The sequence below is a fragment of the Marinobacter sp. W-8 genome (assembly GCF_044342215.1).
Taxonomy (GTDB): Bacteria; Pseudomonadota; Gammaproteobacteria; order Pseudomonadales; family Oleiphilaceae; genus Marinobacter; species Marinobacter nauticus.
In genome coordinates this window covers 1-15,795 of record NZ_CP172297.1, presented here as the reverse complement: position 1 = coordinate 15,795, position 15,795 = coordinate 1, and the positions used below count along the sequence as shown (strand labels likewise).

General features: G+C 56.7%; 10 protein-coding genes. 4 read left to right on the top strand and 6 right to left on the bottom strand.

The genetic code is table 11. From position 1 onward, the window contains the following. Nucleotides 1–6 precede the first annotated feature (6 nt). A complete protein-coding gene (locus ACF8YQ_RS00050) occupies nt 7–1,800 on the bottom strand; it encodes an ABC transporter ATP-binding protein/permease (RefSeq protein WP_226596963.1) in 1,794 nt (597 codons plus the stop codon). Between the two features lie 228 nt (nt 1,801–2,028). Between ACF8YQ_RS00050 and ACF8YQ_RS00045 the strand changes: the two genes are divergently transcribed. The 4 genes from ACF8YQ_RS00045 to ACF8YQ_RS00030 all read left to right on the top strand — a co-directional run bounded on the left by ACF8YQ_RS00045 (nt 2,029) and on the right by ACF8YQ_RS00030 (nt 8,030). Then, complete coding sequence (locus ACF8YQ_RS00045) at nt 2,029–3,801, top strand: ABC transporter transmembrane domain-containing protein (RefSeq protein WP_396622221.1); 1,773 nt, start codon at nt 2,029–2,031, stop codon at nt 3,799–3,801. 88 nt (nt 3,802–3,889) lie between these two features. Beyond that, nucleotides 3,890–5,167, top strand: a complete 1,278-nt coding sequence (gene gabT / locus ACF8YQ_RS00040) for a 4-aminobutyrate--2-oxoglutarate transaminase (RefSeq protein ID WP_396622220.1) — start codon at nt 3,890–3,892, stop codon at nt 5,165–5,167. A 257-nt stretch (nt 5,168–5,424) separates the two neighbouring features. After that, entirely contained in the window at nt 5,425–7,161 is a 1,737-nt protein-coding gene (locus tag ACF8YQ_RS00035) for a carbohydrate-binding module family 20 domain-containing protein (protein ID WP_396622219.1), read from the top strand. Nucleotides 7,162–7,262: 101 nt separating this feature from the next. Then, entirely contained in the window at nt 7,263–8,030 is a 768-nt protein-coding gene (locus ACF8YQ_RS00030) for a VC0807 family protein (RefSeq protein ID WP_222447415.1), read from the top strand. 100 nt (nt 8,031–8,130) lie between these two features. On the opposite strand, the gene gyrB is transcribed toward ACF8YQ_RS00030, so the two are convergent. The 5 genes from gyrB to dnaA all read right to left on the bottom strand — a co-directional run bounded on the left by gyrB (nt 8,131) and on the right by dnaA (nt 15,759). Then, entirely contained in the window at nt 8,131–10,545 is a 2,415-nt protein-coding gene (gene gyrB / locus ACF8YQ_RS00025) for a DNA topoisomerase (ATP-hydrolyzing) subunit B (RefSeq protein ID WP_113879386.1), read from the bottom strand. Between the two features lie 71 nt (nt 10,546–10,616). Next, nucleotides 10,617–11,738: a DNA replication/repair protein RecF gene (recF, locus tag ACF8YQ_RS00020; RefSeq protein WP_396622218.1), complete on the bottom strand. Its 1,122-nt coding sequence runs from the start codon at nt 11,736–11,738 to the stop codon at nt 10,617–10,619. A 103-nt stretch (nt 11,739–11,841) separates the two neighbouring features. Continuing rightward, the gene (locus ACF8YQ_RS00015) at nt 11,842–13,113 is read right to left on the bottom strand and encodes an ABC1 kinase family protein (RefSeq protein WP_396622217.1); all 1,272 of its coding nucleotides are present in this window, start codon (nt 13,111–13,113) and stop codon (nt 11,842–11,844) included. Between the two features lie 18 nt (nt 13,114–13,131). Further along, nucleotides 13,132–14,235 carry a DNA polymerase III subunit beta gene (dnaN, locus tag ACF8YQ_RS00010; RefSeq protein WP_023011914.1) on the bottom strand — a complete coding sequence of 368 codons (1,104 nt, stop codon included), beginning with the start codon at nt 14,233–14,235 and terminating at the stop codon, nt 13,132–13,134. A 60-nt stretch (nt 14,236–14,295) separates the two neighbouring features. Then, nucleotides 14,296–15,759 (bottom strand): chromosomal replication initiator protein DnaA, encoded by a 1,464-nt coding sequence (gene dnaA / locus ACF8YQ_RS00005; protein ID WP_011783582.1) that lies wholly within the window; start codon nt 15,757–15,759, stop codon nt 14,296–14,298. Nucleotides 15,760–15,795: the final 36 nt, after the last annotated feature.

Below are 15,795 nucleotides of genomic sequence, written 5' to 3'. Positions count from 1 at the left end.
CGGGCATCAGTTATCCTCACTCCGATGTTGCTGTTCCCAAAGACGGGCGTAATGACCATCGCGGGCCAGCAACTCGTGATGGCTGCCACTTTCGACAATCCGGCCCCCGTCCATCACCAGAATGCTATTGGCATCGCGAACTGTGGATAACCTGTGGGCAATCACCAGGGTAGTACGCTGGTGGCTGACCTCTTTCAGGGCACCGAGGATGGCCTGTTCGGACAAGGAGTCCAGGGAAGAGGTTGCCTCGTCCAGAATCAGTATTGGCGGGTTCTTCAGGATAACCCGGGCAATGGCCACCCGCTGTTTTTCGCCGCCAGACAACTTGAGGCCGCGCTCGCCAACTTTCGTTTCGTAGCCTTCTGGAAGGCTGTGGATAAAATCTTCCAGGTGGGCCATGCGCGCAGCCCGGTAGACTTCTTCCTCGGTCGCTTCGGGGCGGCCATACGCCAGGTTACGGTAAAGGGTATCGTTGAACAGTACGGTGTCCTGCGGTACCACCCCGATGGCAGAACGCAGACTGTCTTGGGTGACCGATCGAATATCCTGGCCATCAATCCGGATAGCGCCGTTATCGACCTCGTAGAAGCGGAACAGCAGCCGGGCGAGGGTAGATTTGCCCGCGCCGCTGGCGCCCACCACCGCCACGGTGTGGCCGGCGGGAATGGTAAAGTTCACATCCTGCAGAATGGGACGGTCGGGCCGGTAGGCGAAGTGGATGTGTTCAAAGCGCACTTCACCGTTATCCACAGCCAACGGCCTGGCATCCGGCGCATCCTGAATCTCCGGTTCATCACCCAACAGCTTGAACAGCCGCTCCACATTCACCAGCGCCTGGCGGATTTCCCGGTAGACAAAGCCCAGAGCATTCAGGGGAATGAACAGCTGGATCAGGTAGGCGTTGATCATGGTGAAATCACCCAGGGTGATTTCACCGCTGGCCACTTCGCCCACCGCCATGGCCATAATGACGATCAGCGCCACGCCGATGATCAATGCCTGGCCAGCGTTCAGGGTGGCCAGCGACAGGCGGTTCTTCAACCGAGCCTTTTCCCACTCATCCAGGTCCTGATCGTAAAGCTCGGCTTCATAACGTTCGTTGTTGAAGTATTTGACGGTTTCGTAGTTGAGCAGGCTGTCGATGGCCCGCGAGTTGGACTGGTTGTCCCGGGCATTGGCTTCCCGCACGAACCTGGTTCGCCACTCGGTGATCCTGATAGAGAACACCACATACACAACCACCGCCACCAGAATGGCGACGACATACCCGACGTTGAACACCACCAGCAGGATGCCCGCCACCAGCAGGATTTCCAGGATGGTAGGCACAATGTTGAACAGGGTGAAGCGCAGCAGAAAGCTGATGCCGTTGGTGCCGCGTTCAATATCCCGGGCCAGGCCACCGGTTTTACGGTCCAGATGAAATCCCAGTTCCCTCTGGTGCAGGTGTTCAAACACCCGCAGAGAGACCCGCCGCATAGCCCGCTCCGCGACCCGCGCAAACACGGCATCCCGCAATTCGCTGAACAGGGTGGCACCAAAACGCAGGCTACCGTAGGCCACCACCAGCACAACCGGGATCCACAGCAGCATGTCGGCACCGCGGTTCTGGTCCAGGTAGTCGACAATGTATTTCAGTGCCACCGGGGTGGCGACGGTGGCCAGCTTTGCCAAGACCAGCATCGCCATAGCCAACACGACCCGCCCCCTGAATTCCAGAAGATACGGCCACAGCCCGGAAATAATCGACCAGTCGGGCTTATGATCGGCGGGGTAGTCGTTGTCGGCATAAGCTCTCAAAAAGCTATCTCCATGGTTAGGGAGCGCCCGGGTCCGGTAGGGCTTTCCGGGACCGTCAAAAGCCAGGGATGGCTTTTGTCGAGCGTACAGGGACGTATTTACAGCGTGTCCCGGAAAGCCCTACCGGACCCAGGTGCTCAGACTCCAAAGTTAAAGGCTATGATACGTCTTCAATGGAGGACAAATCGTAAAACAAACGGCTTAATTAAACTTTGATCGATCAGGAGAGTGACCATCAGCCCCAATCATCGTAAAGCTCTAAGACTTGTCATCGAGTTTATCAGTCCCTATCGACGCGCGGTTGTAGGGGCACTGGTGGCACTGGTTATTACCGCCGGCATCACCCTTGGTCTGGGCCAGGGCCTGCGCATTCTGGTCGATCAGGGCCTGGCCACTCAGTCTCCGGAAAACCTCGCCAAAGCTATCGGCCTGTTTTTCGTGCTGGTCCTCGGCCTGGCCTTTGGTTCGTTTGCCCGATTCTACCTGGTGTCCTGGATTGGCGAACGGGTGGTGGCAGATATTCGAAAACGGGTATTCAATCACTTGATCGATCTCACGCCCAGCTTCTTTGAACAGAACCGGGCCCTGGAGATTCAGTCCCGGTTTACGGCTGACACCACCGTACTGCAATCGGTGATTGGCTCCACCGTCTCCATCGCCCTGCGCAACACGCTGATGCTTATCGGCGGGCTGATTCTTCTGTTTGTCACCAACGCCAAGCTGGCCAGCATCATCCTGCTGGGATTTCCGCTGGTGATTGCGCCGATCCTGTTTTACGGCCGCCGGGTGCGGGCGCTGTCCCGACTGAGTCAGGACCGGGTGGCGGATGTTGGCAGTTATGTCGGGGAGAATCTCAGCCAGATCAAAACCGTACAGGCCTTCAATCATCAGCCTCACGACCGCCGCTATTTCGCCGAGGTTTCTGAAAAAGCCTTCGATATTGCCCGGCAACGGATTCGGCAGCGCGCCTGGCTGACCACACTGGCCATTTCCCTGGTGATGGGCGCCGTCGGTATTGTCATCTGGATTGGCGGGCTGGACGTGATTCATGGCCGAATCTCACCGGGGGAGCTGGCAGCCTTTGTGTTCTATAGCCTTCTGGTTGGTGTGGCGGCTGGAGCCATCAGTGAGGTGATTGGCGAATTGCAGCGCGCCGCCGGTTCCGCAGCTCGCCTGTTTGAGCTGCTGCAAACCGAGCCGGAGCGGCATCCCGAGACAGGAACGGACCGGCTTCCGGGCACAGTGACCGGTGCAATTACTCTGGATAACCTGAGCTTCAGCTACAGCGGGCGCACGGAACGGCCAGCGCTTGCCAGGGTCTCTCTGGAAATCCAGCCGGGTGAAACCCTTGCCCTGGTCGGACCGTCCGGTGCCGGTAAATCCACGTTGTTTGATCTGCTACTGGGTTTCTATCCGCTACAGGACGGTTCTATCCGGTTGGAGGGCATAGACACCGCCAAGGTTCCACTGGCTGACCTGCGACGGTGTTTCGCCCTGGTGCCGCAGAATCCGGCCCTGTTTCATGGCACTGTCGCCGATAATCTGCGCTACGCCCGGCCCGAGGCCAATCAGGCTGAGATCGAGCAGGCCGCCCGTATTGCCCACGCCCACGAATTCATCCAGGCCCTGCCACAGGGTTACGACACGCCCCTGGGCGATGCCGGCCAGGGCCTTTCCGGTGGCCAGAAACAACGGCTGGCGATTGCCCGTGCGCTGTTGGCCGACGCTCCGATCCTGCTGCTTGATGAAGCCACCAGCGCCCTGGATGCGGAAAGCGAGCATCTGATTCAGCAGGCCATGCCGGCGCTCACGGAGGGCCGGACTACCCTGGTGATTGCTCACCGGCTGGCAACGGTGCGGGATGCCGACAGGATCGCGGTATTTGACGAGGGCCGACTGCTGGCAGTGGGCAGTCACGACCAGTTGATCCGCGATAACGCGCTGTACCGGCGCCTGGCCAGCCTGCAATTCCGGGACACCGGGAGCCAGACAGAACACTGAGTGCCCCGTTGGTCGGTTTGTGTGTTGGGTGCGTACTCCCTACACTGGTACTAGAAATTCCTAATCCTGACACAGGGAGACACGCAAAGTGAGCAACAAAGAATTGCAGGCACTCAAAGAGCGATACGTCGCCGCGGGCGCAGCAAGCCCCAATGATCAATTTGCAGATCACGCCCTGAACGCAGAGGTCTGGGACGCAGATGGCAAACGCATGATCGATTTCGCCGGCGGTATCGGCGTATTGAACATCGGCCATCGACATCCCAGGGTGGTTGAGGCCGTCAAGGCGCAGCTCGACAAACTGATGCACACCTGCCAGACGGTGATGCCCTACGAGGGCTACGTGAAGCTGGCCCAGAAGCTGAGCGAAGTGGTGCCGGTAAAAGGACACGGCAAGGTCATGCTGGCCAACTCCGGCGCCGAGGCGCTGGAAAACGCCGTCAAGATTGCCCGCGCAGCCACAGGCAAAAATAACGTTATCTGTTTTGACGGCGGCTACCACGGCCGCACCTTCTTCACCATGGCCATGAACGGCAAGGCCGCCCCTTACCAGACCTCCTTCGGTCCCATGCCCGGTCTGGTGTACCGCGCGCCTTACCCGGTGCCTTACCATGGCATTTCCGAAGAAGAGGCTCTGCGGGGCTTGGCGATGACCATGAAAGCCGACTCCCCGGCCCACGAAACCGCTGCCATCGTACTGGAGCCGGTTCTGGGTGAGGGTGGTTTCTACCCGGCACCGCCAAGTTTCCTGAAAGCCATCCGCAAGATCTGCGATGACAACGACATCATGATGATCGTGGACGAAGTGCAAAGTGGCTTTGGCCGCACCGGCAAGCTGTTCGCCATTGAACACAGTGGTGTTGAGCCGGACATTATGACCATGGCCAAATCCATGGCCGATGGCATGCCCATCTCGGCCATCGTCGGCACCGACAAGGTGATGGACTCCTCCGGCCCGAACTCCCTGGGCGGTACCTACACCGGCAGCCCCACCGCGTGCGCCGCCGCCCTGGCGGTGTTCGATGTCATCAAGGAAGAAGATATCCTTGGCAGGAGCCAGCGCCTGGGCGAGAAACTCAGAGCCCGGTTCGACCAGTGGCAGGAGCAGTTCACCCATGTGGACAACGCTCGCAATCTAGGCCCCATGGCGGCCTTTGAACTGGTGGAAAGCAAGGATACTCACAAGCCCATGCCGGAACTGGCCGGTGCCATCACCAAGAAGGCAAAGGAGAAAGGGCTGATCCTGCTGAGTTGCGGTATGCACGGCAACACACTGCGGTTCCTGATGCCGGTGACCATCGAGGACGAGGTGCTGGAAGAGGGGCTGAATATTGTTGAGGAATGCCTGAAGGAGGTGGGTGCCTGATCAGGGCGCTTTCTTTCAGTTCCAGAGAGCCGGGCTTTTGCCCGGCTTTTTTTTGGTCTTCATGATTTGGAGTAGGAGCGTTCAATGTGACCAAAAAATATACCCTCCCCGGTTCTACGCCCCTTTTATCTGCTCCAAGGATGTGTTGGCTAATCATTGATCATTGCATGTTGTGAACGTCAGCCCGTTTGAACAAAAAACCGACAACCGAGGCTGATCCCAAATACACCACAACAATGACAACACAGGAGCATGCAATGATCTCACTCTCCCGATTGGCAACCGGTGCCGCGCTCGGACTGGCACTGACATTGCCAACCCAACAAGCCCAGGCCGGTGCCTTTGTGCATCTATTTGAATGGACATGGAGCGACGTCGCCCAGGAATGCGAAAACTTCCTGGGCCCCAAGGGGTTCAGTGCGGTTCAGGTATCGCCGCCCCAGGAGCATATCCAGGGCAGTGCCTGGTGGACCCGGTATCAGCCGGTCAGTTACCAGCTGAACAGTCGCAGTGGCGACGCCAGCGCATTTGCCGACATGGTCCAGCGTTGTAACGCCGCCGGCGTGGATGTGTACGCCGATGCCGTGATCAACCATATGGCCAATGGCAGTGGTACCGGCACTGCGGGTTCAGCGTACAGCTCAACCTCCCTCAGTTATCCTATCTACAGTAGCAATGATTTTCATACACCCTGCGGTATCAATCCGGAAGATTACGGCACCGATGCCTGGCGGGTTCGGAACTGTCAGTTGGTGGGGCTGCCCGATCTCAATACCTCAGACAATTACGTTCAGAACACCATTGCCGGTTATCTGAACCAGCTGACAGCGCTTGGTGTAAAAGGTATTCGAATTGACGCCGCCAAGCATATGTCGCCCTCAGATATCAGTGGCATCCTGAACCGGGTAGACAATCCACTGTATGTATTCCAGGAAGTGATAGACCTGGGCGGGGAGGCGGTGAGTGCCGGAGAGTACACCGGGCTTTCCGATGTTACCGAGTTCCGCTACAGCGCGGCTATTGGCGACGTGTTCAAGAATCAGCGCCTGGCCAATCTCAACGGGTTTGGTGAAAGCTGGGGTTTCCTGGCCGGTGGTGATGCGGTGGTGTTTACCGACAACCACGACAACCAGCGGGGCCATGGCGCCGGTGGCAGCAATATCGTTACCTACAAGGATGGCAGCCTGTATAACCTCGCCAATGTGTTCATGCTCGCCTGGCCCTATGGGTACCCGAAGGTGATGTCGAGTTACAGCTTCTCGGACGGCGACCAGGGACCACCCGCCCAGGCGGTTTACCAGAATGGTAGCGCCCAATGTGGCAGCGCCTGGATTTGTGAGCACCGTTGGGACTCGATTGCCAACATGGTGGCTTTCCGCAATGTGACGGATGGTTCCGGCGTCAGCCATTGGTGGGACAACGGTAATAACCAGATCGCCTTCAGCCGCGGCAACAAGGGCTTTGTGGTCATCAACCGGGAAGGAGGTACCCTGGCTCGAACCTTCAGTACCGGCCTGCCCGATGGCAACTATCGTAACGTAGCTGGTGACGGTAGCTGCGTCACCGTGCAGGGTGGGCAGGTGAGCCTGTCAGTGGCGCCCATGGAAGCCGCAGCGCTGCATGTTGGCGCCGCCTGTGATGGCAATGACGGCTCCGATGAAGGAAACAACGACAACGGTTCAGACGCGGAACAGGCCAGCGTCGCCTTCCAGTGCAGCAACGGCACAACGGTCTGGGGACAAAGTGTCTACGTTACCGGCAATCATGCCAGCCTGGGTAACTGGTCACCTGCGAATGCACTGAAACTGGATCCAGGTAATTATCCAACCTGGTCCGGGAGCTTCGACATGCCTGCGAACACGCAGGTAGAGTGGAAGTGCATCAAACGCAGCGAGTCAGACCCGGATGCCCAACTGGTGTGGCAAAGCGGTGCCAATAACCAGGTGCAAACCGGCGCGGCGGGCTCATCCATCAGCTCGTCCGGTAGCTTCTGAGTCCGGTTACGTTCGGCCTTCAATTCGTCGTATACTGCCGGAAGCTCTTTCCGGCAGTGCCTTCCGGGTTCTGCCGTTGATTCAACGATCAGGCGGTAACCATGAAGTCCCAGAGTAATTCCACCACTCCCGACCACCAACCCAGACCCTGGATCGATCTGCTGGTCAGTATCATCATTCCCTCGGTGATTCTGATGAAGTTCAGTGGTGACGAACACCTGGGCAGCGTCAATGCACTGATCATCGGCCTGGCGTTTCCCCTCGGCTGGGGGCTGTTCGAGCTGGTGCGCTACCACAAGAAAAACTTTATCGCCTTGCTGGGTCTGATCAGTGTCGGCCTCACCGGCGGTATTGGCTTGCTGGAGCTGGATGCCGGCTGGCTCGCCATCAAGGAAGCGGCCGTGCCGGCGGTCATTGGCTTGGCCGTACTGGTGTCGACGCGCACCAGGTACCCGTTGGTTAGGACTCTGCTGTACAACCCGAATGTGCTGGATGTGGACAAGATTCATGCCTCACTGGAAGAAAAGGACTGTGTGGCGGAGTTTGAAGGCCGGTTGCTGAAGGCCAGCTATTTCTTTGCCGGCACCTTCCTGTTCTCGTCCATCATGAACTATGTGCTGGCAAAATGGATTGTGGTCAGCCCCTCAGGTACTCAGGCCTTCAATGAGGAACTCGGGCGGATGACCCTGGTGAGCTATCCGATGATTGCCATTCCCTCCATGGTGATGATGCTGCTGATCTTTTACTATCTCTGGCGCACCATCCGGCGCCTGACCGGATACACTCTGGAAGAGGTGATGGCACCACATCTGGTTGAAAAGGAAAAAGAAAAGGAACGGAAGAGGGCAGAGTCCGGCTCCTCGAAATAGGTTATTACAACACCGGTTTCCGGGTTCCCCGGACACCCATAAAAAAACGGTGGCATCCGCAAGGAGCCACCGTTTTTTTGTTGCCAGCAGGTTTGTCCGATCAGATGTCCAGGTTGGTCACTTCCAGCGCGTTGCTCTGGATGAAGTCCCGACGCGGCTCCACATCATCCCCCATCAGTGTGGTGAAGATCTGGTCGGCGGCAATCGCATCCTCGATGGTGACCTTCATCATCCGGCGGGTTTCCGGATCCATGGTGGTTTCCCACAGCTGGTCCGGGTTCATTTCACCCAAACCCTTGTATCGCTGGATGTTCAGGCCACGCTGGGCTTCCTTCATCAGCCACTCCAGGGCGCCCTCGAAGGACAGCACAGACTGCTTGCGCTCGCCACGCTGGATGTAGGCGCCATCCTCAATCAGCCCCTCCAGGGTCTCGCCCAGACGGGCAATGGCCCCGTAGGACGAAGACTCGAAGAAGTCATGACTGAACACATGCTCATGGGGAATGCCATGCACAAAGATGGTGACTTTGGGCAGGTACAGGCCCCGTTCCTCATCGCGGGTAACGGAGAAGGTGTACTTGGTGCCCGTGCGGGTATCCAGATCCAGGCCTTCACCCAGGCGCGCCACCCAACGGGCCACTTCAGCCTCTTCCTTCAGGTGTTCCGGCTTGAGCGTACTGTTGTAGACCATCTGTTGCAGTACCTTGGCCGGATAGGCCCGGGACAGGCGATCGATCATCGCCATCACTGCCTGATAGTCCTTCACCATGGTTTCCAGGGCGGAATCCTTGATCGCCGGTGCTTCCGGGTTCACATACAGCTGGGCGCCTTCCAGGGCCGTCTGGGTCAGATAGGCTTCCTTCGCCTTCTCGTCCTTCAGGTATTGCTCCTGTTTGCCGCGTTTGACCTTGTACAGCGGCGGCATGGCAATGAACACGTGGCCACGCTCGATGATTTCCCGCATTTGGCGGAACAGGAAGGTCAGCAGCAGGGTACGGATGTGTGAACCGTCCACATCGGCATCGGTCATGATGATGATGGAGTGATAACGGAGTTTGTCCGGGTTGAACTCTTCGCGGCCGATGCCACAACCCAGCGCCGTGATCAGGGTGCCAACCTCGGCGGAAGACAGCATCTTGTCAAAACGGGCTTTCTCGACGTTCAGGATCTTACCTTTCAGGGGCAGGATGGCCTGGGTCTTACGATCACGGCCCTGCTTGGCACTACCACCCGCAGAATCACCCTCCACAATGAACAGTTCAGAGAGGGCAGGGTCTTTTTCCTGGCAGTCCGCCAGCTTGCCGGGCAGGCCGGCAATGTCCAGGGCGCCCTTACGGCGGGTCATATCCCGTGCCTTACGGGCTGCTTCCCGGGCACGGGCCGCTTCGATCATCTTGTTAACGATCTGCTTGGCTTCGTTGGGTTGCTCCTGCAGGTACTCCGCAAAGCTCTGATACAGTTCCTGCTCCACCGCCGTCTTCACTTCCGAGGACACCAGCTTGTCCTTGGTCTGGGAGGAGAACTTGGGATCGGGCACTTTCACACTGATGATAGCGGTCAGGCCTTCCCGGGCATCATCACCGGAGGTCGCTACCTTGGCTTTCTTGCCCAGGCCTTCATGATCAATGTAGTTGTTCAGAGAGCGGGTCAGTGCTGCCCGGAAACCGGCCAGGTGAGTACCACCATCCCGCTGGGGAATATTGTTGGTGAAGCAGTAGATGTTTTCCTGGAAGGCATCGTTCCACTGCATGGCCACTTCTACCGCAATGCCATCTTCCCGCTCACGGTTGAAATGGAAGACACGGTTGATGGCCGTCTTGTTGGTATTCAGGTGCTCAACAAAGGCCCGCAGACCACCTTCATATTCAAAAATCTCCTCCTTGCCTGAACGCTCATCCGTCAGGCGGATACGCACACCACTGTTCAGGAAAGCGAGTTCCCGCAGGCGCTTGGCCAGGATGTCGTAATGGAACTGGATATGAGTGAAGGTTTCCGGAGAGGGAATAAAGTGAACCTTGGTACCGGAGGCATCGGTTTCACCGACTTCGCCCAGGGGCGCATTAGGTACACCGTGGGTGTAGCTCTGCTCATAGACCTTGCCATCCCGGCGGATGGTGAGGGTCAGCGAGGAAGACAGGGCGTTGACCACAGACACACCCACACCGTGCAGACCGCCGGAGACCTTGTAGGAGTTGTCGTCGAACTTACCGCCGGCGTGCAACACAGTCATGATGACTTCGGCGGCCGAAACACCTTCCTCTTCATGCAGATCGACCGGGATACCGCGACCATTGTCTTTTACGGTAATGGATTCGTCCGGGTGGATGATGATGCCGATTTCAGAACAGTAACCAGCCAGAGCCTCATCGATGGAGTTATCCACCAACTCAAAGACCATGTGATGCAGGCCGGTGCCATCGTCGGTATCACCGATGTACATACCGGGCCGTTTACGCACCGCGTCGAGTCCTTTGAGGACTTTGATACTGGAGGAATTGTAGTTCGATTCACTCATTAAAAGAGACTCCTGGAGGTGAGCTCAGCCCTGGCGACAGACACGATCATTCGCGAACCCGCCCGGCTCAGCTATTCTTCCGTCAATTGTCCATGTTCCACGTGGAACATTCTGTATTCAGGTGTATCCCCATCGTGCCACAACGTGTCCGGTTCCGGATGCTCAATGGAGGTGATAAACACCTGACAACGCAGTTCCTGTAAGTTGCGAGCCAGCATAACGCGATGACGAACATCCAACTCGGCGTTGATATCGTCCAACAGAAACGTCACCTGTTTGCCAAGCTCACTCAACACCCTGCCCTGAGCAATCTTCATCAGGATCACCAGTGTCTTTTGCTGCCCCCGCGAGAACGTTTCCGCCACCGGACGACCACCAAACTTCAGACGGATATCCGCACGGTTCGGACCGTACAAGGTGTGGCCCATCCGACGTTCCTGTTCGCGATGGTTGACCAATACTTCGGTCAATGCTGTGCTTCGATCCCAGCCCGGATAAAAGTCCATCTTCAGACCTTCCACCCAGGGCGCATCCAGCTCCGCCAACACCGATTCAAAAGCGATCTTGAAGCGTTGGAAGACGGTTTCCCGGATATCACTCAACGACTCCGCCAAGGCACCGTACTGGGAATCCCAGACCCGCATCAACGATTCGTCCAGTCTACCATTTCTCAGCATTTGATTCCGCTGTGAGGTGACTCTCTGAACCTGTTGCCACAGGGAAGAAAAGGAAGGTTCCACGTGGAACACTAACCAATCCAGAAACTGCCGACGCTTACCCGGGCCACCAGCGACAATGTCGAATACCCCGGGATCAATGACCGAGACCGGCAGATGCATCGCCAGAAACGAAAGACTGCGAACCGCCTCACCATCTACCCGCAACTGGGTTTCCTTGAGGCTGACATCCCGGGAAATACCAATCCTGTGCTCAACCTTTTCTGAAGACTCTTGCGCCAACAGACCTGAATCCAATGCGCCGAAGACAGTCAATTTCGACTGCCCATGGGCCACTACTGCCTGATGCCGGCTTACCCGAAACGACCGACCAAGACCAAGATAGCCAATCGCTTCCAGAACACTGGTTTTACCGCTGCCATTGGCGCCATAAAGAAGATTGAAGGACGGTGAAAATTCCACAGGCGCAGATACCAGGTTTCGGAAATGCTGTGTCTGGAGTTTGACTAGCGCCATGGGTAACGGAGTGCTCAGGCTGAGAATTCGAACGACCAAAAACGAGAAAGGGCGATACCGTTTCCGATATCGCCCTAGTGTACTAGAAACCCTGGTAGACCGGTTAATGAAGCATGGTTAGCCGTTCGTCCATGAACACATCCATCTCTGGCGCCAGGATGTGAACATAGCGGTCGAAATACAAGAACTGCTTGAGCAGCAAGGCGAATTCACGGGGGAAATGCAAACCATGACTTTCGCCAACCTTTACCATGTCCATCAGGATATTATTCACGTCGTCCTCGGCCTGTTCCGCTTCATAGGGCACGTCATCCGGCACCATACGATCCATCTGACGATACAGACGCTGAAGATCCGCAGACAGATCGTCCACCCGCACGGTGTGCCGGGTGACGCCAATCCGAATCATGGCGTCGGCCATACCGTCAAAATTGCCCACCATAATCGCGGAAATGAAATCACTCACGGCCTGCCAGGTATCCGGTCTGATACACCCGACAATGCCGAAATCGATAAAACCAACCCGGCCATCCTCAAGCACCATCAGGTTACCGGCATGAACGTCTGCGTGAAAAAACTCGCATTGGGTCAGGCTGGCAAACCAGGTGTTCATGGCGGTTATCAATGTCCGCTCCGGATCACGGGAAAAGCCTCGAATACTCTCAAGATCCGTTAATGGGACCCCGCGGAAACGTTCCATGGTCAGAATCCGGCGAGTACTGCAATGCTCGTACACCCGCGGCACGGTCGCATCTTCATTGTGAGTATTCTGCAAAAACTCCCGGAAGACTTTCAGGTTGTTGGCCTCTTTGATGAAATCGCATTCTTCCATCATGGTTTTCTGGATTTCATCAACAATGCCAGACATGGAGGTCCAGGACAGTTTCGGGGCCAGGGTCTCGAGTATTCGGGCAGACAGGTAGAGAAAGTTGAGGTCCGTCAGCAGAATGTTTTCCACACCCGGCTTCTGCACCTTGATCACCACTTCCTCACCGGTTACCAGGCGAGCAGCATGAACCTGGGCAATGGATGCCGAGGCCAGGGCGACCGGATCAATTTCTGAATACACCTGATCAATGGGGCGACCAAGCTCGTCCCGGATGATCTTCTTGATTACGCTGAAAGGAAGGCTCGGGGTCTTGTCGAGGCAGAACTGGAACTCCTCCACATATTCCTTGGGGAAAAAGGTCGGCGAGCTGGCAATAAACTGTCCCAGCTTGATGTAGGTTGCGCCCAGACTTTCGAAGGTCTGCCTTAACAGTTTTGGGGCAGGGGGCCGATCGCCCCGAACCCAGTTTACCCCGGTGCGACCAAGCACAGACAGGGTCTGACCGATCCTGAACGCGCCTTTGATTCCATTCGTTACAGCACCCATAGAGCCCTCCAAACCTGATTACAGTCGCATCGGCATGACAACATACAGGCAACGGTTGTCGTTCTGAGCCTCAATCAGCGCACTGCTGTTGGGATTCGACAACGTAATCTTCACCTGGTCATCATCCAGTGCATTCATGACATCTACCAGATAGCCTACATTAAACCCGATCTGCAGTGATTCGCCCTGGTACTCCACCGGCAACGCATCTTCGGCCTGTTCTTGGTCAGGGTTATTGGCGAACACCTGCAACTGGTTGGGAGAAAGGTTCAGGCGCACACCACGGATGTTCTCGTGCGACAGAATGCCCGCCCGCTGCAGGGTACTTTTCAGCGTTGAACGATCCGCCAGTACGGTTTTGTCACCGCCTCGCGGGATCACCCGGTTGTAATCCGGGAACTTGCCTTCAATCAACTTGGAGGTAAAGGTATAGCTGCCCACCGTCGCCCGCAGATGATTGTCACCGATGACCAGCGTAACTGGCGATTCTTCATCATCCAGAAGCCGGGCCAGTTCCAGTACACCTTTACGAGGCACAATAACCTGCCGCAACTCCGGACACCCGGTATCCAGATCGAACTGGGCCATGGCCAGACGATGACCATCGGTAGCCACAACCCGGGCATGATTAACATCCACTTCCAGCAACAAACCGTTCAGGTAATAACGCACATCCTGCTGGGCCATAGCAAACGCAGTGGCATCCAGCATGCGACCGAGCTCTTTCTGGGGCAATGCCAGGCGGAAGCTTTCCGGCTCATCTTCAACATTGGGAAAGTGCTCCGCCGGCAGCGTCGACAGGGTGAAGTGGGAATTGCCAGAACGCAGATGCAGGCGATCGCCTTCCAGTGCCAGATCGATAGGCGCCTCATCCCCCAGGGCCCGGCAGATATCCGCCAACTTCCGCGCCGGAACCGTGATACGACCAGGCTGATCCACATGGACTGGTGCTACCCGAGCCACCAGCTCCACTTCCATATTGGTACCGGTCAGTGTCAGCGTATTGTCTTCCGCTTCCAGCAGGACGTTGGACAACACCGGCATGGTCTGTTTCTTTTCCACAACGCCCGCGATGCTTTGCAGCGGGGTGATCAGTGATTCACGGCTGATGGTCAGTTTCATGGCACTCGGCTTCAGTTATCGGAAGTGAATGTATGTGTTGTTCGTACAGGCCACCTTCAATCAGGTGGTCAGCAATCTCATAAAATTCTGATAATCCTCACGGATACCGGGATCGGTTTCCTGCAATTCAACAATCTTTTTACAGGCATGCAGAACGGTGGTGTGGTCACGCCCACCGAACGCGTCGCCAATCTCCGGCAGGCTATGGTTGGTCAGTTCCTTGGCCAGGGACATAGCCACCTGGCGCGGCCGGGTGACTGTGCGAGTGCGGCGTTTGGACAGCAGATCCGCCACCTTGATCTTGTAGTACTCAGCCACCGTTCGCTGGATATTATCGATGCTCACCTGCTTTTCATGCAGGGCCAGGAGATCCTTGAGGCTCTCACGGATAAACGGCGGGGTAATCTCCGAGCCAGTGAAGTGAGCATTCGCTATCACCAGACGCAGCGCCCCTTCAAGCTCACGAACGTTTGATCGGATTTTCTGTGCAATAAAGAACGCGGCCTCGCTGCTGAGTTTCACATTGGCCTGTTCCGCCTTCTTCATCAGGATCGCCACCCGTGTTTCCAGTTCCGGAGGCTCGACCATCACCGTCAGGCCCCAGCCAAAGCGGGATTTCAGCCGCTCCTCCATATCAGAGATTTCTTTCGGGAAACGGTCACAGGTCACGATCACCTGCTGGCCACCTTCAAGCAGCGCATTAAAGGTGTGGAAAAACTCCTCCTGAGAGCGTTCCTTGCGGGCAAAAAACTGGATATCGTCAATCAGCAGCGCATCCACCGACCGGTAATAGCGTTTGAACTCATTGATGGCATTCAGCTGCAGTGCCTTGACCATGTCGGCCACAAACCGTTCCGAACGCAGATAGGCTACCTTCGCGCGCGGGTTGCGACGCACAATCTCATTGCCAATGGCATGCATCAGGTGAGTTTTACCCAGGCCCACGCCGCCATAAAGAAACAGCGGGTTGTAGGCACCACCGGGGTTTTCCGCCACCTGCATGGAGGCAGCCCGGGCCAGCTGGTTCGATTTACCCTCGACAAAGGTATCGAAGGTAAAGGTTTCGTTAAGAAAACTCTGGTGTTTGATATCACCTTCTACCTGCACCGGACGGCGCTCGGCCTGGGCCTTGGGTGCCGGCGCAGACATCGCTCTTGGTGCTGAATCCGCAACAGTAGCCGCAACACTTCTTTCTTCTTCCGTAACGGTCTGCTCGGTTTCTTCCGAGACCCGGACCGGCGGCGCCACTTCGGAGCGAACCACCGGATCTGTGGGCTTGGGCGCAGAGCCCACTTTCATCATGACTCGTGGCGCCTGACCACCATTCAGATCCTTTAATACTTCTTCTATACGGCGGAGGTATTTTTCATTGACCCAGTCCATCACAAACCGGTTCGGGGCAAACAGCATGAGCTGCCCCTCCCGGTGATCAGACTGAAGGGGTCTCAACCAGGTATTGAACTGCTGTGCGGGAAACTCATCCCGGAGTACTTCAAGACATTGATGCCACATACTGTTCGGCACGACCGCCTGCTCCCGAAAACCTGACTGATAAGGCAC